Genomic DNA, 26,057 nt, shown 5'->3' with positions numbered 1-26,057 from the left:
CGTTTCTCGACTTCGCTCGAAACGAACGGATGGTGGGGTGTTCGACACTAATTTGCGAAGTCGTGATTTGCAAATTAGCAAATTTACATTTGCGAAAAATCGCAAAGCTTGGGACAGAGCCGCTATAACACGTCCGCGCAATGACCGGAGAGATATGCCTATGTCGAAGCTCGCCATTATCGAACAGCTTGAAGCTAAGCGCGAAGGCGCACGAATGGGCGGTGGCCAGCGCCGTATCGACGCCCAGCATGGCAAGGGCAAGCTGACCGCGCGCGAGCGGATCGAGGTGTTGCTGGACGAGGACAGCTTCGAAGAGCTGGACATGTATGTCGAGCATAATTGCGTCGATTTCGGCATGGATGAAGCGCATATTCCCGGCGACGGCGTGGTCACTGGATCGGGTACGATCAACGGGCGGTTGGTGTTCGTGTTCAGTCAGGACTTCACCGTCTATGGCGGCGCGGTGTCCGAACGGCATGCGATGAAAATCTGCAAGATCATGGACATGGCGCTGAAGGTCGGCGCGCCGGTGATCGGCCTCAACGACAGCGGCGGCGCGCGGATTCAGGAGGGCGTGGCCTCGCTTGCGGGCTATGCCGAGATTTTCCAGCGCAACGTGCTGGCGTCGGGCGTGGTGCCGCAGATCAGCGTCATCATGGGGCCATGCGCGGGCGGCGCGGTCTATTCACCCGCGATGACCGACTTTATCTTCATGGTGAAGGATAGCAGTTTCATGTTCGTGACTGGCCCCGACGTGGTCAAGACGGTGACGAACGAGGTGGTGACCCAGGAAGAGTTGGGCGGCGCAGTGACGCACACGACCAAGTCGGGCGTGGCGGACGTGGCGTTCGAGAATGATATCGAGGCGCTGCTGGCGGTGCGCGATTTCGTGGATTTCCTGCCCGCGTCGAACAGGGAACCCGTGCCGGAACGGCCGAGCGCGGACCCGTGGGACCGGATTGAGCCGAGCCTCGACACGCTAATTCCGGCCAATGCGAACCAGCCCTATGACATGCACGAACTGATCAAGAAGATCGTGGATGAGGGCGATTTCTTCGAGGTGCAGCCCGCGCACGCTGGCAATATCATCTGCGGCTTTGGCCGGGTCGAGGGGCGGACGATCGGCATAGTCGCCAACCAGCCTTTCGTGCTGGCGGGGGTGCTGGACATCAATTCGTCCAAAAAAGCCGGGCGTTTCGTGCGCTTCTGCGATGCGTTCGAGATACCGATCGTAACGCTGGTGGACGTGCCAGGCTTCCTGCCGGGGACGGCGCAGGAGCATAATGGCATCATCAAACATGGCGCGAAACTGCTGTTTGCCTATGCCGAAGCGACCGTGCCCAAGATCACCATCATCACCCGCAAGGCCTATGGCGGCGCCTATGACGTGATGGCGTCCAAGCATCTGCGCGGGGATTTGAACTATGCCTGGCCGACGGCGGAAATCGCGGTAATGGGGGCCAAGGGCGCGGTCGAGATCATCTTTAGGGGCAAGACGGCGGACGAGATTGCCGAGCGCACGGCGGAATATGAGGCGCGCTTTGCCAACCCGTTCGTGGCGGCATCAAAGGGTTTTATCGACGAGGTGATCCAGCCGCATTCGACGCGGCGGCGGATTGCGCTGGGCCTGCGGAAACTGCGCAACAAGGCGCTGGAGAATCCGTGGAAGAAGCATGACAATATTCCATTGTGAGCCATGCATATGACTTATCCTCCCTCGTCATTGCGAGCGAAGCGAAGCAATCCATTGGCACACTCTATGGATTGGCCCGTCGCCTGCGCCTCCTCGCAATGACCAATGGTTTTGATGAGCAAAGTCATGCAGCCAGCCGTGTATGTCATGGCGAACAAGCGAAACGGCACGCTCTACACCGGCGTTACGTCGAACCTGCCGCAGCGCGCCTGGCAACATCGGGAGGGCGCGGTGGACGGGTTTACCCGACGCTACGGCTGCAAGATGCTGGTCTGGTACGAAACGGCACCCACAATGGAAGCTGCGATCTTGCGCGAAAAACAGATCAAGGCCGGATCAAGGGCGAAGAAAATTGCGCTTATCGTCGGGTTCAATCCGGGATGGAACGATCTTTATGATAGCATCGCTCAAGGTTGAAATGTCGATGGATTGCTTCGCTGCGCTCGCAATGACGAGGATATTATGAAACTAGGCCGTCTCAATCATATCGGCGTCGCTACACCCAGCCTGGAAAAGAGCATCGCTTATTATCGCGATGTCATGGGCGCGACGAAGATTCACGAACCGTTCGACCTGCCTGCGCAGGGGGTGAAGGTGTGTTTTGTCGATACGCCGGGAGAAAATGGCACGGCGGGCACGCAGATCGAGTTGATCGAGCCGTTCGATGAAAGCTCCCCAATCACCGCCTTCATCGCCAAGAACCCGGCCGGGGGGCAGCATCATATGTGTTACGAGGTGCCGGACATTCTCGAAGCCAAAGCGTGGTTCGAGGCGAAGGGCGCGCGGGTGCTGGGCGATCCGCGCATTGGAGCCCATGGGACGCCGATCTTCTTCGTGCATCCCAAGGATATGAACGGGGTGCTGACCGAGATCATGGAGACGCCCAAGGACGGGCATTGAACTAAACTCCTCTCCCGCAAGCGGGAGAGGATACGGAGCCTTGGCGGCTTGGCCGCCTAGGCGAAGTTGGTGAGGGCCAGCGACGCGCAAGACCCTCACCACTGCGACTAAGGCCCGCTGCGCGGACCTAAGTCTCGTTGCCTCTCCCGCTTGCGGGAGAGGGGTAAGAGATAGGGTAGAAGATGACCGACAAGCCGACGCTGGACGACTGGGCTGCCGCAGCCGCCAAGGAAGTGAAGGGCAAGGATTTGACCTGGGCGACCCCGGAAGGGATCGCGGTCAAGCCGCTCTACACGGCTGAGGACGTGACCGTCGATCCGGGCTTGCCGGGCTTTGCGCCGTTCACGCGCGGCGTGCGCGCATCCATGTATGCTGGGCGGCCCTGGACCATTCGGCAATATGCGGGCTTTTCGACCGCCGAGGAATCCAACGCTTTCTATCGCCGCAACCTCGCCGCCGGGCAGAAGGGGCTAAGCGTCGCCTTCGATCTGGCCACCCATCGCGGTTATGATAGCGACCACCCGCGCGTCACCGGCGATGTCGGCAAGGCGGGCGTGGCCATCGACACCATCGAGGATATGAAAATCCTGTTCGACGGGATTCCGCTCGACCAGATGTCGGTTTCCATGACGATGAACGGCGCGGTCATCCCGATCCTGGCCTTCTTCATCGTCGCGGGCGAGGAACAGGGCGTCGACCGCAAATTGCTCGATGGGACCATCCAGAACGACATCCTCAAGGAGTTCATGGTCCGCAACACCTATATCTACCCGCCCGAACCGTCGATGCGGATCATCAGCGACATTTTCGGCTATACTTCGCGCGAAATGCCCAAGTTCAACAGCATCTCCATTTCCGGCTATCATATGCAGGAAGCGGGCGCGACGCAGGTGCAGGAACTGGCCTTCACCATCGCCGACGGCATGGAATATGTGAAATATGGTGTGGCCAGCGGGCTGGACATCGACAAGTTCGCCGGACGGCTGAGCTTCTTCTTCGCCATCGGCATGAACTTCTTTATGGAGATCGCGAAGCTGCGTGCGGCGCGGGTGCTATGGCACCGGGCGATGACGCAACTGGGGGCGAAGGACGAGCGGTCCAAAATGCTGCGCACCCATTGCCAGACCAGCGGCGTGTCGCTGACCGAGCAAGACCCCTATAACAACGTCATGCGCACCACCATCGAGGCAATGGCCGCGATGCTGGGCGGCACGCAATCGTTGCATACCAATGCGCTCGATGAGGCGATCGCGCTCCCCACCGACTTTTCCGCCCGGATCGCGCGCAACACGCAGATCGTGATCCAGGAAGAGACGGGGATGACCAAGGTGGTCGATCCACTGGGCGGCTCCTATTATGTCGAGGCATTGACCCAGCAACTGGTCGATGAAGCCTGGGCGATCATCGAGAAGGTGCAGGCCGATGGCGGCATGGCGAAGGCCGTTGCGGCCGGATGGCCCAAGGCGATGATCGAAACCGCCGCCGCCGCACGGCAGGCGCGGGTCGATCGGGGTGATGACGTCATTGTCGGCGTCAACAAGTATCGCTTGGCGACCGAGGACTTCCTCGAAACGCTCGACATCGACAATGCCAAGGTGCGCGAAGGCCAGATTGCGCGCATCAATCGGGTGAAGGCGGAGCGGGATAGCGCGAAATGCGAAGCCGCTTTGCAGGCGCTGCGCGACGGTGCAGCCAAGCCCTCCAGTCTCGACAACAACCTCCTCGCCCTGGCTGTCGAAGCCGCCCGCGCCCGCGCGACGCTGGGCGAAATCTCCTCCGCGATGGAAGAAAGCTTTAATCGCTACGGCACGCAGCCGACGCCGGTAAAGGGCGTCTACAGTGCACCTTATGCAGGCGACAGCCGCTGGCAACAGGTTCTTGACGGCGTGCAGGCCGTCGAGCGGCGCCTCGGTCGCAGGCCCAAACTCCTCGTCGCCAAGATGGGGCAGGATGGGCATGACCGGGGCGCCAACGTGATCGCGTCGGCATTCGGCGACATGGGCTTCGACGTGGTGTCGGGGCCGCTGTTCCAGACGCCCGAAGAAACTGTGGTGCTGGCGCTGGAAAGCGACGTCGATGTTGTGGGCGCGTCGTCGCTGGCGGCGGGCCACAAGACGCTGATCCCCGACCTGATCGCCAAGCTGCGTGAAGCAGGTCGCAACGACATCAAGGTGATCGCAGGCGGCGTCATCCCGCCGCAGGATTACGACTTCCTCCGTGACGCGGGCGTCCAGGGCATTTATGGACCCGGCTCCAATGTCGTGGAATGCGCCGCCGACGTGCTGCGCCTCCTCGGCCACAACATGCCCCCGGTGGAGGATGCTGCCTAATGAACGCCACGAATTCCCAATCTCCGTTCGGTTCGAGCCTGTCGAGAACAGAGGTCGCGCAGGGTTCTCGACAAGCTCGAACTGAACGGGTTGGGGGGACTGCCCGTAATGACTGGACCCGCCCAGAAATCGCCGCGCTGTTCGACCTGCCGTTCAACGACCTGATGTTCGAAGCGCAGTCGATCCATCGTGCCAATTTCCCGCGCAATGAGGTGCAGCTTTCCACTCTGCTATCGATCAAGACCGGCGGCTGCCCGGAGGATTGCGGCTATTGCAACCAGTCGGCCTCGGCGGAAAGCGGTCTCAAGGCCGAAAAGCTGATGAGCGTACAGGCCGTGATGCAGGCGGCGGCGCAGGCGAAGGACGCGGGCAGCTCGCGTTTTTGCATGGGCGCGGCGTGGCGCAATCCCAAGGAGCGGGACATGCCCGCCATCATCCAGATGGTGCAGGGCGTGCGCCAGATGGGCATGGAAACCTGCATGACGCTGGGGATGCTCAGCGAAAGCCAGGCCAAGGTGTTGGCTGACGCTGGCCTCGACTATTACAACCATAATATCGACACGTCGCCCGAACATTATGAGAAGGTGATCACCAGCCGGACGTTCGATGACCGGCTGGAAACGCTGGAGAATGTCCGCAATTCGGGGATCAATGTCTGTTCCGGCGGCATCGTGGGCATGGGCGAGACGCGCGAAGATCGCGTCGGCTTCCTGCACGCGCTGGCCGTGTTGCCGACCCATCCGCAAAGTGTGCCGATCAACGCGCTGGTGCCGGTCAAGGGTACGGTGCTGGGCAATATGCTGGCCGACACGCCGCTGGCAAAGATCGACGAGATCGAGTTTGTGCGCACGGTAGCGGTCGCGCGGATCGTAATGCCGGAGAGCATGGTACGGCTGAGCGCTGGGCGGGAAAGTATGTCGGATGCGTGCCAGGCGCTCTGCTTCATGGCGGGCGCGAACAGCATCTTCACCGGCGACAAGTTGCTGACCACGGCGAATGCGGGCGACAATGCCGATGCGGCGCTGTTCGCCAAGCTGGGCGTAGTGCCGATGCAGGCAGAGGTGAAGGTTGCGATGGAGGCTGTGGCGGCGGAATGACCCACACGCCCACCTTCGTCACCCCGGACTTGATCCGGGGTCCCGCTGTTCTTCTGGCGCTGCGTTGGAAGAAAGCGGGATGCCGGATCAAGTCCGGCATGACGGTTGACTGTAAGGGGGCGGTCAATTGAAGGCGTGGCCAATGATCGTTCTGTTGATGATCGTGCTTCTCGGCCTTGGTTGGATAATGTTGCAGTCGGGCATGTTCATGCACGGCGATTAAGAAATACACCCGTTCGCCCTGAGCTTGTCGAAGGGCTGCTCTTCTCTTCGAGAGGAAGAACGGGGCTTCGACAGGCTCAGCCCGAACGGCTGATAGGATAGGACTGGGACAGGGAATAAAATGGCAATCACCAAGATCCTGATCGCGAACCGTGGCGAAATCGCCTGCCGGGTCATGCGCACGGCCAAGAAGATGGGTATCAAGACCGTCGCGGTCTATTCCGACGCAGACGCCCGCGCGCCCCACGTCCTGATGGCCGACGAAGCCGTCCATATCGGCCCGTCGCCTGCCGCCCAATCCTATCTGATTGCCGACAAGATCATCGCGGCGTGCAAGGCGACTGGTGCGGATGCGGTCCACCCCGGCTATGGCTTCCTCTCGGAGCGCGAAAGCTTCCGCAACGCGCTCGACGCTGAGGGCATCATCTTTGTCGGGCCGCCCGCCAATGCGATCGCAGCGATGGGTGACAAGATCGAGTCCAAGAAGCTCGCGCTTGAAGCGGGTGTCAATGTCGTCCCCGGTTTCGTCGGTGTGATTGATGACACCGAACATGCCGTAAAAATCTCCAACGAGATCGGCTATCCGGTGATGATGAAGGCGTCGGCCGGCGGCGGCGGCAAGGGAATGCGGCTCGCCTATAATGAACAGGACGTCCGCGAAGGCTTTGAAGCGACCAAGCGCGAAGGCCTGGCCAGTTTCGGCGACGACCGCGTGTTCATCGAGAAGTTCATCGAAAGCCCGCGCCATATCGAAATCCAGATCATCGGCGATCAGCACGGCAATATCGTCTACCTCAACGAACGCGAATGTTCGATCCAGCGCCGCCACCAGAAGGTCGTGGAAGAAGCACCGTCCCCCTTCGTCACGCCCAAGATGCGCAAGGCGATGGGCGAGCAGTGCGTCGCGCTCGCCCGCGCGGTCGGCTATTTTAGCGCTGGGACGGTCGAACTGATCGTCAGCGGCGCGGACACGACGGGGGAGGGCTTCTACTTCCTCGAAATGAACACCCGTTTGCAGGTCGAACATCCCGTCACCGAAGAAATCACCGGCGTAGATCTCGTCGAACAGATGATCCGCGTCGCTAATGGCGAGGCGCTGGCCTTCACCCAGGATGACGTCAAGATCAATGGCTGGGCGATCGAGAACCGCGTCTATGCCGAAGACCCTTATCGCGGCTTCCTGCCCTCCACTGGTCGCCTCGTCCGCTACAATCCGCCCGAAACCGGCACCGACGAAAGCGGCGCGCTGATCCGCGTGGATGACGGCGTGGTCGAAGGCGGCGAAGTCTCCATGTTCTACGACCCGATGATCGCCAAGCTGATCACCTGGGCGCCCACGCGGCTGGAAGCGATCGACAAGCAGATTGAGGCGCTCGACAAGTTCGAGATCGAGGGACCGGGCCATAATATCGATTTCGTGTCTGCCTTGATGCAGCATGAGCGGTTCCGATCCGGCAATATCACCACCGGCTTTATCGCGGAGGAATATCCTGACGGCTTTCAGGGCGCACCCGCGTCACCCGAATTGCTCCAGCGGCTCGCCGCGATCGGTGCCTTCGCCGCCATGGCCCAGGCCGACCGCGCCCGCCGCATCGACGGACAACTCGGCAAGCGCTTGCCACCCCCCACTGGCTGGCAGGTCAAGATTGGCGACAGCGTCCATGATGTGGAAATCGACGGCGATGATGTGACCGTCGATGGCGTGAGCGTAGACATGGCGCTGGAATATACGCCGGGTGATCGCTTGATCGAAGCGGAGTTCGGCGACGAGGAATTGGCGGTGAAGATCGCCCCGACCCGCGCTGGATTCGTCCTGACCGCCCATGGCGCAAGCCACAAGCTGCGTATCCTGCCCGCCCACGCCGCGCCCTATGCCGCGCACATGATCGAGAAGATCCCGCCAGACCTGTCGCGCTACCTGATTTGCCCGATGCCGGGGCTGTTGGTCGCGCTGCATGTGAGGGCGGGCGACAAGGTCGAGGCCGGACAGCCGCTCGCCGTGATCGAGGCGATGAAGATGGAAAATATCCTGCGCGCGCAAAAGGCTGGTGTGGTGAAGAGCGTGTCGGCCGCCCAGGGCGACAGCCTGGCCGTCGACGCGGTCATATTGGAGATGGAGTGACGCGCCTGATAGCGCTGTCGCTGATCCGACAGTCCTGAGCCATAACAAAATGGGCCGCCGCTCCATGAGGAGCGGCGGCCCATTTTCAATCTATCGCAGACATCAGCGCTCGATGCACATCGCCACGCCCATGCCGCCGCCGATGCACAGGGTCGCTAGACCCTTTTTCGCATCACGCTTGGCCATTTCGTAGAGCAACGTCGTCAGCACGCGCGCGCCCGAAGCGCCGATCGGATGGCCGATGGCGATCGCGCCGCCATTGACGTTGACCTTCTCCGCATCCCAGCCCAGTTCCTGGCCGACCGACAGCGCCTGCGCCGCGAAGGCCTCATTGGCTTCGATCAGGTCAAGGTCGGCGACGGACCAGCCTGCCTTTTCCAGCGCCTTGCGGCTGGCCGGGGCCGGGCCGATGCCCATGATCGAGGGATCGACGCCGCAGGTCGCGAAACCCGCGATCCGGCCGAGGATCGTCGCGCCGCGCTTGGCAGCGGCGTCGGCGGTCATCAGGACGAGCGCGGCGGCACCATCATTCAGGCCGCTCGCATTGCCGGCGGTCACGCTGCCATCCTTCTTGAAGGCCGGGCGCAGCGCCTGCATGCCCTCGATCGTGGCCCCCGCGCGGATATATTCGTCAGCATCGACGATGGTGTCGCCCTTGCGGCCCTTGATCGTGATCGGCACGATTTCGTCGACAAAGCGACCTGACGCGCGCGCCGCTTCCGCCTTGTTCTGGCTGGCGACGGCGAAAGCGTCCTGCGCCTCGCGGCTGATCTGATATTTCTCCGCCAGATTTTCGGCGGTGATACCCATATGATAATTGTTGAAAGCGTCGGTCAGGCCGTCATGGATCATCGTGTCGATCAGGCTGACATTGCCCATCTTGCTGCCTGCACGCAGATATTGCGCATGGGGGGCAAGCGACATGTTTTCCTGCCCGCCAGCCACCATGATGTTCGCGTCGCCCGCACGGATGGCCTGTGCCGCCAGCGCCACTGCGCGCAGCCCGGAACCACATAGCTGGTTGATGCCGATGGCGGTGCGCTCCACCGGGATACCGGCGTTGACGGCGGCCTGACGCGCTGGGTTCTGGCCCTGGCCTGCGCTCAGCACCTGGCCCAGGATCACTTCGTCCACCTCGTCGGGCGCGACACCGGCCTGCGCCAGGGCTGCGAGGATCGCTTGACGACCCAGTTCATGCGCGGGGGTCGATCCGAAAGCGCCCATGAAGCTGCCGACGGCGGTGCGCTTGGCGGCGGTAATCACGATGTCTGACAAAGGCCTGATCCTCAATGACGGGGGTTGTTTTCGCCCGCGCCCATAGCATCATCCGCCATGGCTGGAAAGCCAGTCGGACAGTGGATGCCATAGCAATTGGGGAGCCCTGCTACCCACCACCATGCCGACATGACCGAGCGCAAGGCTGCGCTGTTCCGCCAGATCGGGAGCCGCGGCGGCCGGTACGATACGGTCGGTCGTCGAGCGGATCGAAAGGCTGGGGCAGGGTAGGGCTTTGGGATCGATTACTTTGCCGCCAACTGACCACCGCCCTTCGCCGGTCGCATTGCCCGCATAGAGGGCGTCGAACAAGTCGCTTGCCGCAGCGTAGGTAAGCGGTGCCCCTTCATTGGCCCAATCCTCGACCGCGAGGAAGGCGCGGGCCGCGTCCGATCCTTCCTCCATATCGGCGAAGGCCGCATATTTCTGAATCGTGCGCTTTGGGTCCATCGCCCAGAAGCCCGATTGCAGCACTTCCATCGGCACATAGCCCAGTCGTTCGCAGATCGCTTTGGCGTCGCGCCACAGCAGGCTGATTTCCTGCCGGTCGGCATGGGCGAAACCGTCAAACGCCCATGGCGACGCGATCGTGACGACGGCCGTTACCTCGCGCAGCATTGCCGCAGCAATAGCCAATGTGCCGCCCAGGCAATAGCCAACCAGGATGGGCGGGCGCGCCAAATCGACAAGCAACGGCAGCAATCGCTCCGTTATATGTAAATCCAGGCCCATCGCTGCATCGCGGTGCGTTGGCGCCCCCCAATCGACCAGATAGGCATCATGCCCTGCTGCACCCATATGGCGCAGCATCGACCGGCTTTCCGACAGATCCAGCACCTGCGGGGGATTGATCAGTGATGGAATGAACACAATGGGTGCGCGCCCGTTTTCAGCACCATAGCGACATAGTCGGGCGCTTCCGACCGAGGCTGCGCAATGCGGCGCTGGCGGTGGCGGAGGACGCTGCGCATCCTGATAGCGGCGCAAACCCATAAACGCGCGGCGACGCAGTTCAGGATCACCCTCCGTCTCGCGCCATAAAATATTGAGAAAAAGGGGTAATGGGCGCGGTCCATGTTGCGGTGCGACATGGCCCTGTGCTACTGCAGAATGAGGTTCTGAGGGAGAGGCTTTCATGTCCAAATCTAAGGTGGTCAACGAATCCGATCCGGTCGTTATCAAGAAGTACGCCAACCGGCGGCTCTATAATACCGAAACTTCCAGTTATATTACACTCGACCTGCTGTCGCAGATGACTCGTGAAGGGCGCGAGTTCACCGTGGTCGATGCCAAGTCCGGTGAGGACATCACCCATAATGTCCTGACCCAGATTATCATGGAAGAGGAACAGCGCGGCACGAACATGCTGCCCGTCAACTTCCTGCGCCAACTGATCTCTATGTATGGCGACTCGATGCAGTCGATGGTGCCGCAATATCTGGAATCGTCGATGGATGCCTTCCGCAAGAATCAGCAGCAGTTTCAGGAAGCCATGAAGGGTGCCTTTGGCGGGGGACCATTGGCCGAGATTGCCAAGCGCAACCTGCAAATGTTCGAAGCCGCGGCCAGCGCCTTTGGCAATGGCGTGCCGGGGATGCCGGGCGTTCCGGGTGCGACGTCTGCGCCAGCGGCGACAGACGGTAGCAAGGATGACGAGATCGCCGCGCTCAAGGCGCAATTGGCGGCCTTGAACGCGAAGATCGACAAGCTGAGCTGAATAACAGGATCGGACGGGACCATGGCGAAGGCGGATCGGTTAGAGCGGCTGGACGTTCGCCGCGAGGAACTGGAACAGGCCTATCGCGAGGCGCTGATCGCGGCGCTCCAGACGACCGCCAGTGGCAAATGGGGCCTGTTCGATCATCAGAAGGACAAGGCGGCACGGGCCAAGGCGGCCCCGATCGTTGCTGACCTTTGCGAGACCGCCGAAGAGATTAACGAGTTGCGCGCAACTTTGGGCCTGGAGCCATTCGCCCTGCATCAGGATTTCGTGGCCGCGCGTGGGCCGGTATCGTCCGATGCGGTCGGCGAACCCAAACAGGCGCGGGCCTGGCTTGAACGGCTGGGTGTGACCGCCTGACTCTATCGCCATGGTCAGGGGTCGACAGGCGTAGCGCGCTTGTCCTATGGCGCGCCATTCCTTTCCGTTTCTAGCCCAAGGCCCGACCCCGTGAAGCACGCCCTTTCCGTCACCCGCGAGCAGGATTTTTCCGCTTGGTATCAGGCCGTCATTACCGAGGCCGACCTGGCCGAGGAAAGCGGCGTGCGCGGGTGCATGGTCATCCGGCCATGGGGCTATGGCATCTGGGAACGCATCCAGAAATTGCTGGACGAACGGATCAAGGCGACTGGCCACGAAAATTGCTATTTCCCGCTGTTCATCCCGCTTTCCTATTTCGAAAAGGAGGCCGAGCATGTCGACGGCTTCGCCAAGGAAATGGCGGTCGTCACGCATCACCGGCTGATCCAGAAGGATGGCAAGCTGGTGCCCGATCCCGATGCGAAGTTGGAAGAGCCTTTGGTCGTGCGCCCGACATCGGAAACGGTGATCGGCGCGGCGTTCAGCCGTTGGGTCCAGTCGTGGCGCGACCTGCCTGTCCTCATCAACCAGTGGGCCAATGTCGTGCGCTGGGAAATGCGTACCCGCATGTTCCTGCGCACCACCGAATTTCTTTGGCAGGAAGGGCACACCGCCCATGCCAGCGTGGACGAGGCGCTGGAAGAAACGATGAAGATGCTCGAAGTCTATCGCAGCTTTGCGGAGGATTGCGTCGCCATGCCGGTGATCGCGGGCGAAAAGCCGGAGAATGAGCGTTTCCCCGGTGCCGTCGCCACTTATTCCATCGAAGCGATGATGCAGGATGGCAAGGCGCTACAGGCGGGTACCTCGCATTTCCTGGGCACGACGTTTTCGGCGGCGCAGAATATCAAGTTTCAAAATGCCGAAGGGCAGCAGGAGCTGGCCCAGACGACCAGTTGGGGCATGTCGACGCGGATGATCGGCGGCCTCATCATGGTCCATGGCGACGATGACGGTCTGCGCGTGCCGCCGCGTGTTGCGCCCTATCAGATCGTCGTCGTGCCCATGTTGCGCGACAATGACGAAGATGCAGCGATCGTTGACTATTGCACTGATCTGGTCAGCCAGTTGAACGCGCTCGACCTGTTCCGAGAGCCGGTTCGCGCGCTGCTCGACAAGCGCCCGGCCAAGGCCGCGACCAAGCGCTGGGGCTGGGTCAAGAAGGGCGCGCCGATCGTGATCGAGGTTGGCGGCCGCGATGTCGCGGGCGGCAATGTCTCGGTCATCCGCCGCGACCGGCTCTATCGCGAGGATGGCAAGCTCGACAGCCAGATTGTGGCGAAGGGGGACTTCGTCGCGGGGGCCACGGCCATGCTGGCCGATATCCAGCAGGCGCTGTTCGCCGATGCGAAGGGACGGCTCGACAGCAATATTGATAGCTCGATCAGTTCGCTGGATGCGCTCAAGGCCTATTTTGATGCCAGCGCCAAGCCGGGCTGGGCGCTGGTGCAGTGGAGCAAGCCAACCGGCGACGCGCTCGACAAGGTGGTGCAGTGGCTCAAGGGCGAAAAGCTGACGCTGCGCAACATACCGAGCGATGCACCGGCGGCCGATGGTGCCTGCATCTTCACAGGCGATGCCGCGGTGGAACGGGTTCTGGTCGGTCGCTCTTACTGAGCGGCCCGTTCAGGCGAGGGTGAGGTAGATCTCCGCCTCGATCAGCCAGTCTTCGCCACGCTGCCGCCATTTGGCGGTATAGATGCCCGATGCCTGTAATTCGCCTGTGGAGGCGAGGACGCCCTGCCATTGGCCATGCTCCATCGCGATTGGTTCGACGGCCGATGTGATGATCTTATCCGGCGTTCGAGTGTAGATCAGGCGTTCCGCCGCTGCAAATTCGCGCCGCCACGCCAGCATTTGCGCCTTGCGCCCAGCGAGAACCGCACTGTCCGTCCCTGCGACGAGGATCGCGTCCCGCGCCAGCAGTGTTTCGATCGTGCGCAGGTCGGCTTGCGCCAGCGCGCGGTTGAAGCTGGCGCGGCGCAGGCGGATGGCAAGGTCGGTTGCAGTAGTCATAGGAAATGGTCGTAGGGCGTGGCATCAGCCGACGCAATTGGCAGACGGCGCGTCAGGCGGCCAAGCGGTCACTCGACAATTTATCCAGCAACGCAGCCACTTGGCCTGCCGGTATCGGCCGACTGAAGAAATAGCCCTGAATCTGGTTACAGCCCTCGGTGCGCAATATCTCCAGTTGCTCGCTGCTTTCGACCCCTTCAGCCGTCGTTTCGATGCCAAGCGCGTCGGCCAGCGTAGTAATCGCGCGAATGATGGCGGTCGCGCCGTCATGGGCGAGCAGATCGACGATGAAGCTGCGATCAATCTTCAATTTATCGAAGGGGAAGCTGCGCAGGTAGCTGAGCGAGGAATAGCCCGTGCCGAAATCATCAAGAGCGATTCGCACACCCAGGGCGCGGAGCGAATGAAGCGAGCCGAGCGTTGCTTCGACATTATCGATGAACAGGCTCTCTGTGATTTCCAGTTCCAGCCGATGCGGCGCAAGACCTGAGCGCGCCAGCGCCTGCAAGACGATGCTGTTGAGCGTGGCACTGCGGAATTGCACCGGCGAGATATTGACGGCGATGCGAATATCGTCGGCCCATGTCGCGGCTATGCGGCAGGCTTCATGCAGCGCCCATTCGCCAATAGGGATGATAAGGCCGGTTTCCTCGGCCAGTGGAATGAACTGTACGGGCGACACCATCCCCCGTTCGGGATGGTTCCAGCGGAGCAAGGCTTCGAAAGCTGTCACGCGATTTTGTGACAAACCGAACAGCGGTTGGAAATAGAGTTCCAATTCACCCTTGCGCAGCGCATCATGCAGGTCGATTTCCATCGCACGCCGCGCCTGGGCTTCGGCATCCATGGCACTTTCGAAGAATCGATGGCTGCCCTTGCCTTCATCCTTGGCCCGGTGAAGCGCAAGATCGGCATTTTTCAGCAGTTCGGTCGCATCCTGTCCATCCTGAGGGGCCAGTACGATGCCGATGCTGGTGCCGGTAACGATCCGATGACCATGCACATCGAACGGCTGCGCCAGCGCCTTGACCAGCGCTCGACCAATCTGATCGGCGCTGCCATTGCCATTGGGCAGGATCACTGCAAATTCGTCGCCGCCAAGACGGGCGACAAAAGCCTGCGGGCAGATGGCACCCAGCCGCGTCGCCACCTCACACAGCAGCGCGTCCCCGGTCGGATGGCCGAGCGTGTCATTCACCGACTTGAAATTATCAAGGTCAAGGCAGAAAAGCGCGAAGTTCGCGCTGCCGTGGCGGTTGAGCGCTAACGCAATCTGTTCGCGCAGCAAGGTGCGGTTGGGCAAGCCCGTCAGCGAATCGTGGAAGGCCATATGGGCGATCTGTCGCTCGCGATCCTCGACCGCACTCACCATGCGATTGAAGCTGCGGGCCAATTGCCCGATTTCGTCGCGGGTTTCCACGGCCACTTCGGCATGTTGGCCTGCGCTGACCTTGCGCGCGGCCGCCTCCAGCGCGACGATCGGGCGGGCCAGCCGACGCGAGGCGACAAAAGTGCCGGCGATTGCCAGCATCGCGCCCAGCCCGCCAAAACCGAACAAGGCCCAAAGAATGGGCGCATAGTCTCGCAAAGCATGTGTGAGGCTATATTCGAGAACCAGTAGCTGCGGCGCAGATTCTACCAAAGTCGGTACTGCGCGGGCTTGCATCAGGATGCGCTCGCCATTGCGCCTTACTTCGCTGACGCTGCTAGCCCATATGCCGGATTCGGCCTGCGGCAGGATGCGGGGGTGCAGGTCGATGGAAGAAAGTCGGGCGATCTGTCTCAGGTCAGCCGGGCCCATCGTTCGTGCAAAAATAACCCATCCGGTTAGAACGGGCGCGCGAACCGGGGAGGCCGCAGCCATGTAATTTTGCCCACCCCAGCGTGCGACACCGCGCTCCCGCCCCCTATCCAGCGCGTCGAACAGTTGATTCTTCTCATCGGCCGACATGCCCGGCACATGGCCAACCACGGTGCCATCGACACCGACGAACAGGGCATGTTGCAGGTCGAAGCGACCTTGGAGGCTTTTGAGCGCCGATATGATCGTGGGGGCATCGCTCGTGCCGACTGCTTCGCGAAATCCGAAGTCGCTGGCCAGGACATTGCCAGCCTGGGCCATCTGACTGACCTGCATGGCGGCAATGCGATCGAACAGGGCGCTTCCCACGGCCATTTCGCGCCGGATGGACTGTTCGGCATAGGCCTCTATCGCCTTGCGCGTGCCGTAGAGCGATAGCATGGACACACCCAGGAAGAGCATGCCGTAGAATAATGTCATCCGCAGGGTCAGCGTCGATTGCAGCCGCCCAACCCATCGCCGCCACAGCCGCGTGATGGCAAGATAGCGCTTCACCGCGCGCTGCGCAGTGCCAGCGGCACCGTCTTGCTGGCCGCGCCGCTACCGGGAATGGGAATATTCAGCACCAGCTCGTTATCCTTGGACCGCAGCAAAGGGTGCCAGATCGTGACCTGTGCCGTACCCGTCGCCATGCCTGCAATCCGGGCGGCGCCTGCACTGTCGCTTTTGGTCGCAAAGGGCGTGTCCACCACTTTGATGAAGCCCGTCATCTGGTCGTGTATGTTGCATCCAAGCGCGACCGCGCCGGCCGTCTTGAACGTATAGCTGCGCGTCTCATCCTGCCCGAACAATTTGATCTCGAACTTGGCTGGGCGGGAAAAGGAATAGACGTGATGGCGCACCTTATCCTTGTTCGGAAAACTGACCGTCGCGCCAACCGGCACAATCAATACATGCGGAACAAAGGCGACATTTTGCTGCACCATGGCGGTGGGCCAGGGGAAGCGGATCGGTCCTGCGGGAATGCCGCCTGCGGGCCGGACCGATATGACCGCGTCGCTGACGGGCCGACCATCGGTATCGACCAGTTTAAGATTGAGGTCACCGGCGATGGCCGGACTGGCGATACTGACCAACAAGATGAGTAATAAGCGCAAGATGGGCATAGCTGTTTCTCTACAGCCAAATATTGAACAATTGCTTATGGCCGAATGCCCGACCGATTTGGATAGCATCCTCCAAGGCAAATATAATTTTAACCAAACCGGCGTAAGGCACCGGTCATGACACGACATCTTCTCGCCGCGTCCGTCGCGCTTCTCGTCAGCTTGTTTTTAGCCTCAACCGCAAGCGCCAGACCGCTTCGCCATGGCGGCAAGCTTCTGCTCACCAATGGGATCACATCGCTTGAGGGGGCAAGTGGCGGTGGCCTTACGCCTTGGGCCGTAATCGCGGGCAATGAAACCGACGAGGGTATCGGCCTGTCAGCCCATGGCACGATGGTCGAGGTCAAGGATTATGACTATTGGAGCGCAGGCGTAGCCGTCGGTTTTCGTGACCGGCTTGAGATCAGCTACGCGCACCAGAATTTCAACACCAACGACATCGGCACCGTGCTTGGCCTGGGCAAGGACTATGTATTTTCGCAGGACATCATAGGCGCGAAGCTTCGGGTCGCGGGCGATCTGGTCTATGATCGGTTGCCCGCCATTGCGATCGGCGCGCAATATAAGAAGAACGGGCAGGGTGCCGTCGTCCGCGCGATCGGCGCGCAGGATGATGAAGGCGTCGACTATTACGCTTCGGTCAGCAAATTATTCCTGTCGCGCTCGATCCTGCTGTCCGGAACCGCCCGGCTGACCAAGGCGAATCAGATGGGTCTGCTCGGTTTCGGTGGCGATAAGCAAGATAGCTATGGTCTGCAGTTCGAAGGATCGGCCGCCTGGCAATTGTCGCGGCGCGTCGCGATCGGCGGCGAATTTCGCAGCAAGCCCGACAATCTGGGGATCGCACGGGAGGATGACTGGTTCGACCTGTTCGCGGCTGTCGCGGTGCGTCGCAACCTGACCGCCACTGTCGCCTATGCCGACCTTGGCTCCATCGCCACCGTCAAGGGCCAGCGCGGCCTGCTCCTGTCACTCCAGGCCGCTTTCTAAGGACGTCATCATGTCTCTGTTCCTCTCGCTGCTCCTGCTGCAAGCCGCACCCCATGCCATGCCCGGCGAAGATGCCGTCGATCCCTATGTGCCCAATGCGGCCCATGCCGGCGGCGCGCCCTTTACCGGCGACACCATGGCACGGGCATTTCACGGCCAGGACGGCATCAGGCGCGTCGTTGATGGCATGGTTGTCCGCGCCTATGCCGATCCCGTCATTGGCGAGATTTTCGTGGGACATGACAAGGTGCGCCTGAGCCGGACGCTGTTCGAGCAATTCTGCTACTTGCTGAACGCGGGCTGTTCCTACAGCGGTCGCGACATGGCGAGCGCGCACAAGGATCTAGGGGTGCAGCGCAAGGACATGAACCGACTGGTCGAGTTGCTCCAGGAAGCCATGCGCGCGGAAAAGGTCGATTTCCAGGCGCAAAATCGGTTCCTGTCGAAACTTGCGCCAATGCACCATGATGTCGTGAAGCAATAAGCCCATCGTTGCCGACGGTAATGGTGCGCCTTGAAGGGGAAAGTTTGAACCAGCTTTTCTCGACCTTAGCGGACTGGAACCAGCTTTTGGCGGCTATACCGCTGGATGCCTTGGAAGATTCCCCGGCGGCTGATGACCCGGAACCGCCCGCCCCGTGATGGCTCTACCTTGATTCCGTAAACCCCCAAACTTCGTTTCAACCCGGCGCATCATACCCGCGTGTTCACTCGCGCGGGAATGGTGCGTCTTTGTTTGTCGTGACCCATGCCTGATCAGAAAAAACGCGATGCGCCGCTCTCGCTGCGGCTGTCGCGTGATGAACGCGCGCGCCTTGAGCGCGACGCGGCGGGCATCAGTCTGAGCGCATATATAAAGTGGCGTTTGTTCGACCCTGAACGGCCACCGCCGCGCACGCGCGGCAAGGCTCCGGTGCGTGACCATATTCTTCTCTCGCAGCTTATGGCTCTTCTGGGCCAATCGCGCCTGTCCTCCAACGTCAACCAACTCGCCAAAGCGGCCAACAGCGGCTCCCTTCCCGTCACCCCCGAAACCGAATCCGAGTTGCATCACGCTTGCCGCGACCTCGCCGAGATACGCCGGATGCTGGTGCAGGCGCTCGGCCTCGATGCGCGAGATGCCCCATGATCATCAAAGCATCGACACGCGGCAATCCAACGGCGCTGGCGCGCCATTTGCTCAACGACCGCGACAATGACCAGATCGAACAGCATGATGTTCGCGGCTTCATGGCCGAGGATGTCATGGCCGCCATGCGTGAGCAGCAGGCCATGGATCAGGGCGTCAAATCCCGCCAGACCTTATTTTCCGTCTCCCTTTCTCCGCCGCAGGACCAGAGCGTTGACGTTGCCGTGTTCGAAAAGGCCATCGCCGGCATCGAGCTTTCTGTCGGTCTGAAGGACCAGCCGCGCGTCGTCATCTTCCATGAGAAAGAAGGGCGGCGACATGCCCATGCCGTGTGGTCGCGCATCGACGCTGAGCGCATGACCGTCATTCCGTTGCCCTTCTACAAGCAGCGGCTGATGGCGATTTCCAAGGACATCTATCTTGAACAGGGATGGAAGCTGCCGCAGGGTTATATCGACAGGACCGAGCGCGACCCGCGCAATTTCGACCTGACGCTTTACCAGCAAGCCAAGCGCGAAGGCATCGATCCCAAGCAGTTGAAGCTGATGGCCAAGGAAGCATGGGCGCTCTCCGACAATCGCGCGTCCTTCGAGCAGGCATTGGAGGCGCGCGGCTTGTATCTCGCCAAGGGCGACCGTCGCAGCCATGTGGCGATGACCTGGCGCGGCGAGGTCATCGCTCTGTCCCGCTTGCTCGACAGGAAAAGCAAGGAGGTGCGCGAACGACTCGGCAGCGCCGAGGACCTTCGCAGCCTCGACGATACGCGCGCTCACGTCGCCGAGCATATCGCGCCGACATTGCAAAAGCTGATCGGGGAAGCCGACAGACAGAAGGCCGAGCGGCTTGCCCCTCTCGACGCGCAGCGCATGGCGATGAAGATCGACCATGCGGAGGAGCGCCAACGGCACGATGCTGCGCTCAGGCAACGCCTTGAAGATGAGCAGCGCCAGCGCGGCGAACGTATGCGTCACGGTCTGGCTGGTGTGCTTGACCGCATCACGGGGCGCTATGCTAAACTCCGCACAGAGAATGAGCGCGAGGCGTGGGCCGCGCTCCAGCGCGACCGCGAACAGCGCCAGCGACTTGTCGATGCCCAGCTTGCCGAGCGCCGCGAGTTACAGCAACGCATAGTCAATGTTCGCAAGGATCACGGCAACCGCGTCGTCGAACTGCACCGCGACCTTGCCGCACAGCTTTCCTCCGACCGCAGCGGTGTACGCGATGCCCGGCGCGCATGGCTGGAGGCGCAACAGCGGCGCGAAGCGGACGACCGGCGCGAATGGCTGGACCAGCAGCAGCGCATCAGGGATCAGGAGCGCGAACAATGGCTGGCCAGCCAGCAATCCAACACAAGGCAGGCCGCGCCCGACCGCGAGGGTCGTCTGTCATGGCTGTTCGAGCAGCAACAGCGTCCAGCCGACCGGGATACCAAAGATGCACAGCGCGGCAGCGAGCCGGATTTCAACCGGCATCAGGACCATGGCCTGGATATCGAGCGTTAGCCCTCCAAGGTGCTGATCACGGCGTTGCGCCAAAGAAATGGGCCATGCACATCGTGCACGGCCCTTCAAAACTGCGATGATTGCGGCAGAGACTATCGCCGCCCGCCGCCGCTCCCAAATGTCAGCATCAGGAACTCGCCTGCCATCAGGGTGAGCATGACGACCAGTGCGCTGAATAGAAATGTCAGCATGGCGACGATGATCCACCAGAAGAACCAGCCAATCGCCACCATCCATGCGCCGTAATTGATCTCCATGTAACCGATGGCCCAATCCACCGTCGCGCCGTGAATTTGCGGCGTGAACACGAAGGTGAAGCCGACCGCCATCGTGATCGAAAACCATTTGATGATCCAGTTCGTGGGATTGCCGCCGCCCATGCTACCGCCGCCACCCCCATGCTGTCCGAGCATTGCCTTTCTCCCGATGAGCCGGGCGGAGCCGGATGGTCCGCCATGGCCGGGAGTTTAGGACGTGCGGCGACCCTATACGGGGGGATAGGTATGTCGGACACCAACGCCGATTAGGGTTTTGTTAACCATTTTTTAGATTTTCCCGCATATCATGGTTGTGCCCGCACAAGCAGAACGAGAACCGGGCCATAATGAGGGTGCACATGGCATTCGATGCCAGCGAAATAGAGCGGCTCAGGGCCGCCGTTCCAGACTTACACAGGCCGCCGCGTAATGCGGGCGGCCTATTGTCCCATCGCTTCGAGGCGCACGTCGATCCCGTACACGAGACAGGTGCTGCGCGGGACAGCGAACTTGAGCGACACAATCTCGGCATGGCTTTCCTTGCCGATGTTGCCACCAATCCCGATACCGCCAATCCCAATTTTCGGCTGGCTGGCGGTCTTGCTGCCGTCCGCGCCATCGACGTGGAAAAGCGCCAGCGCGAGGAGCAGGATGCTTGGGAATTTGCGCTCGACCAATATCGGGCGGACCTTGATCGCAAACTGGCAGCTCTAGATGCAGAGCTTGCCGCCATCGACAAGCGACTGGAGGAAATCCGTCAACGTCAGGAAGCCATCGGCGAACAGATGGAAGCGCTGGACGAATTGACCCGCCTCAAGCGCAGCGGGAAGTTCGATCCGAACAATCCCGCGCACCTTCGCCTTGCCCGCAATGCTGGACTGTCGCCGGACGAGATTGCCCGCATGGATGCTGCCGACCTCACATTGCGCCGTCAGGCGCTGGACCGCGAGAATGGCAACCTCGAAGAGGAATGGAACGAGCGCATGAAGCGCCGTGGCGAAATCGTGAAGGAACGTGAGGCCGTGGTCGAAGCGCGCGCCGAAATCGAACATGCCGACACTGCCGAGGCCCGCATTCTGGCCGAACGCCGCGCTGCCACTGTGCTTGGCGCGCAGCAGCTTGGCGAAGCTGCTTATCAGACACACAGCACCCAAGCGAAACAGATTGCGGCTGAGGCCGTGGCCGGGAACGAGACGGAAACCGTCCGGGAGGACAGTCAGGCATATAACCGCCGAGCTACGATGGATAGCGGCGAAGCAATGGATCAGAGGTCGGATTTCGAATTGGGCGGTGAAGGAAGTAAAATTATATCTTCATTGCCAAAGCCGAGTTGATCGCCTTTCGGGTCACGCCAGTAATTTGAATGCCGTCACCAGCGCGGCAGGTGCGCCCAGCATCACCAAAAACACGGAGAGGCAGCCGCCCTTCGTCCCCTCATCGCCTTGCAGCTTCCTGCCATCAGCCTCAATTTGGCGTTGCATCGCATCGCGTGATTTGCTGCCAGCCCTTTCGATGGCATCCCTTTGCGCCTGTTCTTTCGCCAGACGTATCCTTTCATTCTCTGCCCTCACACGCGGGTCTTCGGCCATAGGGGTGATCCTTGTTGCAAAGAACGGTTGGGCGGTTAGCAGCCGGGAAGCTGGCAGCTATCTCGCGTAATATTCACGGCATACGTCGCGAACGAGGCGTGTGATTTCTGCTTGACTGATTTCATTCAGATTGATGGGATTGGTGACATGATGGCCCTTGGCGTAGATTTCCATGGACGCGGGCTGATCGACCGGACCCATGATGACGCCGGATATTTTATATCCTTGGGATACGGCTTGCCGTAGCCCGGCACGGGCCTTGTGCCAGCTTGGCGTCGAGGCTCCGAACAGGACGACCACCGGAGCCGTCCGGCTCATCTGCGCGGCTGAGAAGCGCACCGAGTTTGCGCCAATCTTTTGAGCGTCGCTGACAGCGAAATCGCCGATGGTCGCTGCCGCAGGCCGCGCCTGCTGTGCGACCAACAATTTCGACGGCATGGCCGTCAATGCCAGAATTCCGATGGCCGCAAACGTGCGGCGAATACCCATGGAACGCATGACCATGCTCTCCCTCCGAGGGGAGAATATGATCCAGTGCAACACTATCGGCAAAACTGTTGCAGTCGAAACTGTTTAAAATCAGTGCTCTAATGAAGTGAGCGTTTGATGCGATTTGAACCCACACTTCAGCTTGTGGGTTCAACGTTATATCATGCCAAAAGCACACGTTCCGAAATGGTCGATGGAAAGGCGAACTATATAATCAAAAGGCATCATTGACAAAATAGTGTGATTTCTGACCAGAAGATCATGCAAAACTCCCTGAACATAGTTCTACTGTATTACGGACATTTTGGTACAAACTGATCAAATTTGTCGAATTGGAATTGATTGCTTATCCTGTAGATTCCGTTCTGAGGCATCTGTAAGAAGCAAGTGCTGGCATTTTGGCAAGCATTCTGACGCATTATTTCTCTTGGTTCATCTAATCCAATAACAGAAAATTTTGTTGGGAACATTGATCGACGCGATACCACGAAATCAGCAATCGTATCCTCTCCTGCAATCAACCTCGAAGAGACTACTTGGGGCCAAAGCTCATCATTGGGGTTTATCGCTGCTACATGATACGTTTCGATTTTGGCCATCGGTGGATTGCGCCAATGAATACGAGCACGAAACGTCACGTTCTGTGTCGGGTCGCCGCTCGGAGAATCGAGCTTGCAAACGTCCAAGACGGCGGTGTCTTGCTCCGCCAGCCAATCCGAACCCCACCGACCCGTGGGCGCGCTTTGGAAATAGATTAGGCCGAGGGTCGAAATCGCTAAAATTGCCAACGCGACATACATAACGCGTCTAATGAAAACTTTCTTGTCACGCTCGTACAACTGAAGGGCCACCGGAGTACCAAGAACTACCATAACCCCTATGATCCATAGGATCGAAAGTGCTTGCCTAAGTAGGCCATTAAAGCCCCTCAAATCGTAGATCGAGAGAAAGGACGAGAAGAAGGAGATGATTTGATCCATCAGAGCGCCTCAATCAAAACGGAACACCATCGAAAAAAGTGCACCTCGATAATTACCGTTGCCCGCACTCAACCAAATTTCAGCGCTCCACGGATATGAAGCGCCATTATTTGTAGTTGGTCTGGTAGAAAGGACTAGACTAAAAATTTGATTGGTTGGAGCGTCGCTGTCGATGGAAAGGCTTGCCAGTGTTGCCTTCCATCTCCATCGTGACCGCCTTGAGAATGCTCCATCGAAACCAATCGACGCGAAATTGCTAAAAACATCCTGCGATACTGGTCCGACTGGCAAATTATTCCGGACGACCTGCCTTGAAATGTATTCTGGACGTTCGACCAGTATAACTTGAAGGCTTGGACCAGATTTTCCGTATTCTCTTGTCCCAAAGGGAGTGATGTATTCGAGCGTTACCGACCCACCATACAGAAGGTTCGAACTGTTTGAAAAATTTTCGTAGCCGATGCGAGCAATGGGTGTGATCGTGAATCCCGGCTCTTTACTGATGGGACGAAACGTGAAACCCGCTCCGGTCACTACAGCGTCGGCAGACGAAAAATCGTCATCGACATGTGAGTAGCTTGCCTCAAACCGCCAGCGAATTCCTTTCGGCGCACCACAAAAACCTACCGCACCAAATCCACCAACAATTGTCTGATTGACACGTCCAAACTCAGAGATGGATGCTTGTGGGCCAACTTCGATGATCGAAGGCGGTGTTCCCGAAGAACAATCCTGAAAAGTCTGCCCTACTTTTTCATCGTTGGCCGTCACGGGGGAATCGGTTGCTACTTGGGCATTTGCGCAACTCGTATAAATGAGTGATACAGCGCAAATAATGCCGGAAAGCTTGTGAACCACGAATGCCCCCATTCCGTACTTGTTCGCTCGTATCCACTTCGTAGCGACGGACCGCACCAGCCGCTAGCCATGAAATTGCCTTTCGACTGCTGAAGTCGCTGGCTGAAGTTGCCAACGGCGAGAGTCAGCGAAAAAATCTTTGCAACCCTATTGCCGATTTTGTTGCGAGTCGGGGATGATGGTTCATGTCGCATATGCAGGTCGGCGATTGGCAACCCTATGACGAGGCTGGTCGCCGAAAATATGTCAACGGAGCCGAGCGAAAACGCTTCCTTCACGCCGCCGACCAGATGGGAAATGAGGTGCGGGCGCTGTGTCATGTGCTGGCCTATTCCGGTGCCGGATTTCCGAGGCGCTGAACCTTACGCGCGATCATATCGACCAAGAGCGCGGGGCATTGGTCATTCGGACGCTCAAGCGCCGCAGGCTGCGCTTCCGCATGGTGCCGATTCCAAGAAGGCTGATCGTCATGCTGGCGGCAATGCCGCAACACGACAATGGCCGCATTTTCTCCATGCACCGCTCGACGGCATGGCGACAGGTCAAACAGGTCATGCTTGCCGCCGACATCTCCGGCCCGATGGCAACGGCGAAAGGACTTCGGCACGGCTACGGAATCTGCGCCGCAGGGAAATCAGTGCCGCCCAATCTCATCCAGAAATGGTTGGGCCACGCCAGCGGAGTGACAACGGCCATCTACCTCGACGCGGTAGGCGTGGAGGAACGGGAATTTGCCGAACGGATGTGGTGACGCTTCTGTAGGTCAGTTTCTCCGGTCGATCCCGACAAACACCATCAGCAGCAATCATTCGGGGAGCGTGGCGTAGTCCGGCGCTCTGTCAACGCGCTGGGCTTCCGCGTCATTGCATGACTTGTGCAGCTTGCCCCTGCCGGGCGCTGGCGCGGCGTGTGACCGTCCGCCTCAATACCACGCCTGATCCTCTCCCCATGAAGCCGCGATGGCGCGGCATCGAACCAGAAGGAGAAGACCATGACCACAGAAACCACCAACAACCGCAAACCGGCATTCCGCCTCTACATCGTTAACGGCGAGGGCGAAAAAGCCATCTGGATTTCGGTCGGGGCCGCATGGTCCCATCAGGATGGCAAAGGCTTTTCAATCAACCTTGATGCGATCCCGGTGACAGGCCGCGTCGTCATGCGCGCTGCCAGCGAAACCAGCGAAGGCAACGGGGGTCAGCAATGATCCCCTCAACCTTGCCCCGCAACAGCATCATCCACGGTGATTGCCTGAAAGTGATGCCAACCTTGCCCAGCCGCAGCGTCGATTTCATCCTGACCGACCCGCCCTATGTGACGCGCTATCGCGACCGCAGCGGCAGACAGGTTCTCAATGACGACAATGCCGACTGGATCGAACCGACTTTCGCGGAAATGTACCGGCTGCTCAAACCCAACAGCTTCGCTATCAGCTTCTATGGCTGGTTCGCTATCGATCGCTTCTCGGCGGCGTGGGCCAAGGCGTGTAGAGGGCGGTGACAAACCAGGCCAATGGAACGCCAGCGATTTGCTGAGCGTGGCGGTTTAAAAACCAGCCATT

29 protein-coding genes are annotated in these 26,057 nt (G+C 60.1%); 18 read left to right on the top strand and 11 right to left on the bottom strand.

Annotated elements, in window-relative coordinates; all coding sequences use genetic code 11:
- Window positions 1-160: 160 nt before the first annotated feature.
- The 7 genes from V2I08_RS18810 to V2I08_RS18780 all read left to right on the top strand — a co-directional run bounded on the left by V2I08_RS18810 (window position 161) and on the right by V2I08_RS18780 (window position 8,364).
- A complete protein-coding gene (locus tag V2I08_RS18810) occupies window positions 161-1,693 on the top strand; it encodes an acyl-CoA carboxylase subunit beta (protein ID WP_349636359.1) in 1,533 nt (510 codons plus the stop codon).
- Between the two features lie 126 nt (window positions 1,694-1,819).
- The gene (locus V2I08_RS18805) at window positions 1,820-2,110 is read left to right on the top strand and encodes a GIY-YIG nuclease family protein (RefSeq protein ID WP_349636358.1); all 291 of its coding nucleotides are present in this window, start codon (window positions 1,820-1,822) and stop codon (window positions 2,108-2,110) included.
- 45 nt (window positions 2,111-2,155) lie between these two features.
- Window positions 2,156-2,593, top strand: coding sequence for a methylmalonyl-CoA epimerase (gene mce / locus V2I08_RS18800; RefSeq protein ID WP_349636356.1), 438 nt, complete (start codon window positions 2,156-2,158; stop codon window positions 2,591-2,593).
- Window positions 2,594-2,775: 182 nt separating this feature from the next.
- The gene (scpA, locus tag V2I08_RS18795) at window positions 2,776-4,923 is read left to right on the top strand and encodes a methylmalonyl-CoA mutase (protein WP_349636355.1); all 2,148 of its coding nucleotides are present in this window, start codon (window positions 2,776-2,778) and stop codon (window positions 4,921-4,923) included.
- Window positions 4,923-6,020 (top strand): biotin synthase BioB, encoded by a 1,098-nt coding sequence (gene bioB / locus V2I08_RS18790; protein WP_349636354.1) that lies wholly within the window; start codon window positions 4,923-4,925, stop codon window positions 6,018-6,020. The genes scpA and bioB overlap by 1 nt, the downstream gene beginning before the upstream one ends.
- Window positions 6,017-6,151 carry a hypothetical protein gene (locus V2I08_RS18785; RefSeq protein ID WP_349636353.1) on the top strand — a complete coding sequence of 45 codons (135 nt, stop codon included), beginning with the start codon at window positions 6,017-6,019 and terminating at the stop codon, window positions 6,149-6,151. The genes bioB and V2I08_RS18785 overlap by 4 nt, the downstream gene beginning before the upstream one ends.
- Before the next feature lie 212 nt (window positions 6,152-6,363).
- Window positions 6,364-8,364 carry an acetyl/propionyl/methylcrotonyl-CoA carboxylase subunit alpha gene (locus tag V2I08_RS18780; protein ID WP_349636352.1) on the top strand — a complete coding sequence of 667 codons (2,001 nt, stop codon included), beginning with the start codon at window positions 6,364-6,366 and terminating at the stop codon, window positions 8,362-8,364.
- Between the two features lie 102 nt (window positions 8,365-8,466).
- On the opposite strand, the gene V2I08_RS18775 is transcribed toward V2I08_RS18780, so the two are convergent.
- Window positions 8,467-9,639, bottom strand: a complete 1,173-nt coding sequence (locus tag V2I08_RS18775; protein ID WP_349636351.1) for an acetyl-CoA C-acetyltransferase — start codon at window positions 9,637-9,639, stop codon at window positions 8,467-8,469.
- A gap of 48 nt (window positions 9,640-9,687) precedes the next feature.
- A complete protein-coding gene (locus tag V2I08_RS18770; protein WP_349636357.1) occupies window positions 9,688-10,650 on the bottom strand; it encodes an alpha/beta hydrolase in 963 nt (320 codons plus the stop codon).
- Between the two features lie 124 nt (window positions 10,651-10,774).
- Between V2I08_RS18770 and phaR the strand changes: the two genes are divergently transcribed.
- The 3 genes from phaR to proS all read left to right on the top strand — a co-directional run bounded on the left by phaR (window position 10,775) and on the right by proS (window position 13,336).
- Complete coding sequence (gene phaR / locus V2I08_RS18765) at window positions 10,775-11,356, top strand: polyhydroxyalkanoate synthesis repressor PhaR (RefSeq protein ID WP_349636350.1); 582 nt, start codon at window positions 10,775-10,777, stop codon at window positions 11,354-11,356.
- A 21-nt stretch (window positions 11,357-11,377) separates the two neighbouring features.
- Entirely contained in the window at window positions 11,378-11,719 is a 342-nt protein-coding gene (locus V2I08_RS18760) for a hypothetical protein (RefSeq protein WP_349636349.1), read from the top strand.
- A 90-nt stretch (window positions 11,720-11,809) separates the two neighbouring features.
- On the top strand, window positions 11,810-13,336 hold the full coding sequence (gene proS, locus V2I08_RS18755) for a proline--tRNA ligase (RefSeq protein ID WP_349636348.1): 1,527 nt from the start codon (window positions 11,810-11,812) through the stop codon (window positions 13,334-13,336).
- A 9-nt stretch (window positions 13,337-13,345) separates the two neighbouring features.
- Here proS and V2I08_RS18750 read toward each other — a convergent pair whose 3' ends face one another.
- Genes V2I08_RS18750 through V2I08_RS18740 form a run of 3 tightly spaced genes read right to left on the bottom strand, consistent with a single transcriptional unit; the run spans window position 13,346 to window position 16,702 of the window.
- Window positions 13,346-13,735, bottom strand: coding sequence for a nuclear transport factor 2 family protein (locus V2I08_RS18750; protein ID WP_349636347.1), 390 nt, complete (start codon window positions 13,733-13,735; stop codon window positions 13,346-13,348).
- A 52-nt stretch (window positions 13,736-13,787) separates the two neighbouring features.
- Complete coding sequence (locus tag V2I08_RS18745; RefSeq protein ID WP_349636346.1) at window positions 13,788-16,091, bottom strand: EAL domain-containing protein; 2,304 nt, start codon at window positions 16,089-16,091, stop codon at window positions 13,788-13,790.
- Window positions 16,088-16,702, bottom strand: a complete 615-nt coding sequence (locus V2I08_RS18740; RefSeq protein WP_349636345.1) for a methylamine utilization protein — start codon at window positions 16,700-16,702, stop codon at window positions 16,088-16,090. Before V2I08_RS18740 ends, V2I08_RS18745 begins: the two co-directional genes overlap by 4 nt.
- A 117-nt stretch (window positions 16,703-16,819) precedes the next feature.
- Between V2I08_RS18740 and V2I08_RS18735 the strand changes: the two genes are divergently transcribed.
- The 4 genes from V2I08_RS18735 (at window position 16,820) to V2I08_RS18720 (ending at window position 20,323) form a co-directional block, all read left to right on the top strand.
- The gene (locus V2I08_RS18735) at window positions 16,820-17,692 is read left to right on the top strand and encodes a DUF3034 family protein (protein ID WP_349636344.1); all 873 of its coding nucleotides are present in this window, start codon (window positions 16,820-16,822) and stop codon (window positions 17,690-17,692) included.
- 10 nt (window positions 17,693-17,702) lie between these two features.
- Window positions 17,703-18,176, top strand: a complete 474-nt coding sequence (locus V2I08_RS18730) for a group 1 truncated hemoglobin (RefSeq protein WP_349636343.1) — start codon at window positions 17,703-17,705, stop codon at window positions 18,174-18,176.
- Between the two features lie 264 nt (window positions 18,177-18,440).
- Window positions 18,441-18,821 carry a hypothetical protein gene (locus tag V2I08_RS18725; protein ID WP_349636342.1) on the top strand — a complete coding sequence of 127 codons (381 nt, stop codon included), beginning with the start codon at window positions 18,441-18,443 and terminating at the stop codon, window positions 18,819-18,821.
- Window positions 18,818-20,323, top strand: a complete 1,506-nt coding sequence (locus V2I08_RS18720) for a relaxase/mobilization nuclease domain-containing protein (RefSeq protein WP_349636341.1) — start codon at window positions 18,818-18,820, stop codon at window positions 20,321-20,323. Before V2I08_RS18725 ends, V2I08_RS18720 begins: the two co-directional genes overlap by 4 nt.
- A gap of 92 nt (window positions 20,324-20,415) precedes the next feature.
- On the opposite strand, the gene V2I08_RS18715 is transcribed toward V2I08_RS18720, so the two are convergent.
- On the bottom strand, window positions 20,416-20,703 hold the full coding sequence (locus V2I08_RS18715) for a hypothetical protein (protein ID WP_349636340.1): 288 nt from the start codon (window positions 20,701-20,703) through the stop codon (window positions 20,416-20,418).
- Window positions 20,704-20,939: 236 nt separating this feature from the next.
- Between V2I08_RS18715 and V2I08_RS18710 the strand changes: the two genes are divergently transcribed.
- Window positions 20,940-21,914: a hypothetical protein gene (locus tag V2I08_RS18710; RefSeq protein ID WP_349636339.1), complete on the top strand. Its 975-nt coding sequence runs from the start codon at window positions 20,940-20,942 to the stop codon at window positions 21,912-21,914.
- A gap of 12 nt (window positions 21,915-21,926) precedes the next feature.
- Here the strand turns inward: V2I08_RS18710 and V2I08_RS18705 are convergent, their stop codons facing one another.
- From V2I08_RS18705 to V2I08_RS18685, 5 genes are all read right to left on the bottom strand, one after another.
- A complete protein-coding gene (locus V2I08_RS18705; RefSeq protein ID WP_349636338.1) occupies window positions 21,927-22,169 on the bottom strand; it encodes a hypothetical protein in 243 nt (80 codons plus the stop codon).
- 57 nt (window positions 22,170-22,226) lie between these two features.
- Window positions 22,227-22,673: a hypothetical protein gene (locus tag V2I08_RS18700; protein WP_349636337.1), complete on the bottom strand. Its 447-nt coding sequence runs from the start codon at window positions 22,671-22,673 to the stop codon at window positions 22,227-22,229.
- A gap of 278 nt (window positions 22,674-22,951) precedes the next feature.
- Window positions 22,952-23,638, bottom strand: a complete 687-nt coding sequence (locus V2I08_RS18695; RefSeq protein WP_349636336.1) for a hypothetical protein — start codon at window positions 23,636-23,638, stop codon at window positions 22,952-22,954.
- Window positions 23,639-23,647: 9 nt separating this feature from the next.
- Window positions 23,648-24,496 carry a hypothetical protein gene (locus V2I08_RS18690; RefSeq protein WP_349636360.1) on the bottom strand — a complete coding sequence of 283 codons (849 nt, stop codon included), beginning with the start codon at window positions 24,494-24,496 and terminating at the stop codon, window positions 23,648-23,650.
- Window positions 24,424-24,816 carry a hypothetical protein gene (locus tag V2I08_RS18685; RefSeq protein ID WP_349636335.1) on the bottom strand — a complete coding sequence of 131 codons (393 nt, stop codon included), beginning with the start codon at window positions 24,814-24,816 and terminating at the stop codon, window positions 24,424-24,426. The genes V2I08_RS18690 and V2I08_RS18685 overlap by 73 nt, the downstream gene beginning before the upstream one ends.
- On the opposite strand from V2I08_RS18685, the gene V2I08_RS18680 reads away from it, so the two are divergent.
- The 3 genes from V2I08_RS18680 to V2I08_RS18670 all read left to right on the top strand — a co-directional run bounded on the left by V2I08_RS18680 (window position 24,810) and on the right by V2I08_RS18670 (window position 25,996).
- Window positions 24,810-25,247 carry a tyrosine-type recombinase/integrase gene (locus tag V2I08_RS18680; protein WP_349636334.1) on the top strand — a complete coding sequence of 146 codons (438 nt, stop codon included), beginning with the start codon at window positions 24,810-24,812 and terminating at the stop codon, window positions 25,245-25,247. The genes V2I08_RS18685 and V2I08_RS18680 overlap by 7 nt on opposite strands.
- Window positions 25,248-25,487: 240 nt before the next feature.
- Window positions 25,488-25,703 (top strand): hypothetical protein, encoded by a 216-nt coding sequence (locus V2I08_RS18675; RefSeq protein WP_349636333.1) that lies wholly within the window; start codon window positions 25,488-25,490, stop codon window positions 25,701-25,703.
- Window positions 25,700-25,996, top strand: a complete 297-nt coding sequence (locus V2I08_RS18670; RefSeq protein ID WP_349636332.1) for a DNA methyltransferase — start codon at window positions 25,700-25,702, stop codon at window positions 25,994-25,996. The genes V2I08_RS18675 and V2I08_RS18670 overlap by 4 nt, the downstream gene beginning before the upstream one ends.
- Window positions 25,997-26,057 lie beyond the last annotated feature (61 nt).

It is taken from the genome of Sphingobium sp. MK2 (assembly GCF_040170545.1).
Classification (GTDB): Bacteria; Pseudomonadota; Alphaproteobacteria; order Sphingomonadales; family Sphingomonadaceae; genus Sphingobium.
The sequence above is the reverse complement of the archived record's forward strand: the minus strand, read 5'-3'. Positions and strand labels throughout refer to the sequence as shown.

Excerpts from the sequence above, each read along its gene's own strand:
- V2I08_RS18810 (WP_349636359.1), top strand. The coding sequence starts at position 161 with ATGTCGAAGCTCGCCATTATCGAACAGCTTGAAGCTAAGCGCGAAGGC.
- V2I08_RS18805 (WP_349636358.1), top strand. The coding sequence starts at position 1,820 with ATGCAGCCAGCCGTGTATGTCATGGCGAACAAGCGAAACGGCACGCTC.
- mce (WP_349636356.1), top strand. The coding sequence starts at position 2,156 with ATGAAACTAGGCCGTCTCAATCATATCGGCGTCGCTACACCCAGCCTG.
- scpA (WP_349636355.1), top strand. The coding sequence starts at position 2,776 with ATGACCGACAAGCCGACGCTGGACGACTGGGCTGCCGCAGCCGCCAAG.
- bioB (WP_349636354.1), top strand. The coding sequence starts at position 4,923 with ATGAACGCCACGAATTCCCAATCTCCGTTCGGTTCGAGCCTGTCGAGA.
- V2I08_RS18785 (WP_349636353.1), top strand. The coding sequence starts at position 6,017 with ATGACCCACACGCCCACCTTCGTCACCCCGGACTTGATCCGGGGTCCC.
- V2I08_RS18780 (WP_349636352.1), top strand. The coding sequence starts at position 6,364 with ATGGCAATCACCAAGATCCTGATCGCGAACCGTGGCGAAATCGCCTGC.
- phaR (WP_349636350.1), top strand. The coding sequence starts at position 10,775 with ATGTCCAAATCTAAGGTGGTCAACGAATCCGATCCGGTCGTTATCAAG.
- V2I08_RS18760 (WP_349636349.1), top strand. The coding sequence starts at position 11,378 with ATGGCGAAGGCGGATCGGTTAGAGCGGCTGGACGTTCGCCGCGAGGAA.
- V2I08_RS18750 (WP_349636347.1), bottom strand. The coding sequence starts at position 13,735 with ATGACTACTGCAACCGACCTTGCCATCCGCCTGCGCCGCGCCAGCTTC.
- V2I08_RS18740 (WP_349636345.1), bottom strand. The coding sequence starts at position 16,702 with ATGCCCATCTTGCGCTTATTACTCATCTTGTTGGTCAGTATCGCCAGT.
- V2I08_RS18735 (WP_349636344.1), top strand. The coding sequence starts at position 16,820 with ATGACACGACATCTTCTCGCCGCGTCCGTCGCGCTTCTCGTCAGCTTG.
- V2I08_RS18730 (WP_349636343.1), top strand. The coding sequence starts at position 17,703 with ATGTCTCTGTTCCTCTCGCTGCTCCTGCTGCAAGCCGCACCCCATGCC.
- V2I08_RS18725 (WP_349636342.1), top strand. The coding sequence starts at position 18,441 with ATGCCTGATCAGAAAAAACGCGATGCGCCGCTCTCGCTGCGGCTGTCG.
- V2I08_RS18720 (WP_349636341.1), top strand. The coding sequence starts at position 18,818 with ATGATCATCAAAGCATCGACACGCGGCAATCCAACGGCGCTGGCGCGC.
- V2I08_RS18715 (WP_349636340.1), bottom strand. The coding sequence starts at position 20,703 with ATGGGCGGCGGCAATCCCACGAACTGGATCATCAAATGGTTTTCGATC.
- V2I08_RS18710 (WP_349636339.1), top strand. The coding sequence starts at position 20,940 with ATGGCATTCGATGCCAGCGAAATAGAGCGGCTCAGGGCCGCCGTTCCA.
- V2I08_RS18705 (WP_349636338.1), bottom strand. The coding sequence starts at position 22,169 with ATGGCCGAAGACCCGCGTGTGAGGGCAGAGAATGAAAGGATACGTCTG.
- V2I08_RS18700 (WP_349636337.1), bottom strand. The coding sequence starts at position 22,673 with ATGGTCATGCGTTCCATGGGTATTCGCCGCACGTTTGCGGCCATCGGA.
- V2I08_RS18695 (WP_349636336.1), bottom strand. The coding sequence starts at position 23,638 with ATGGATCAAATCATCTCCTTCTTCTCGTCCTTTCTCTCGATCTACGAT.
- V2I08_RS18685 (WP_349636335.1), bottom strand. The coding sequence starts at position 24,816 with ATGACACAGCGCCCGCACCTCATTTCCCATCTGGTCGGCGGCGTGAAG.
- V2I08_RS18675 (WP_349636333.1), top strand. The coding sequence starts at position 25,488 with ATGACCACAGAAACCACCAACAACCGCAAACCGGCATTCCGCCTCTAC.
- V2I08_RS18670 (WP_349636332.1), top strand. The coding sequence starts at position 25,700 with ATGATCCCCTCAACCTTGCCCCGCAACAGCATCATCCACGGTGATTGC.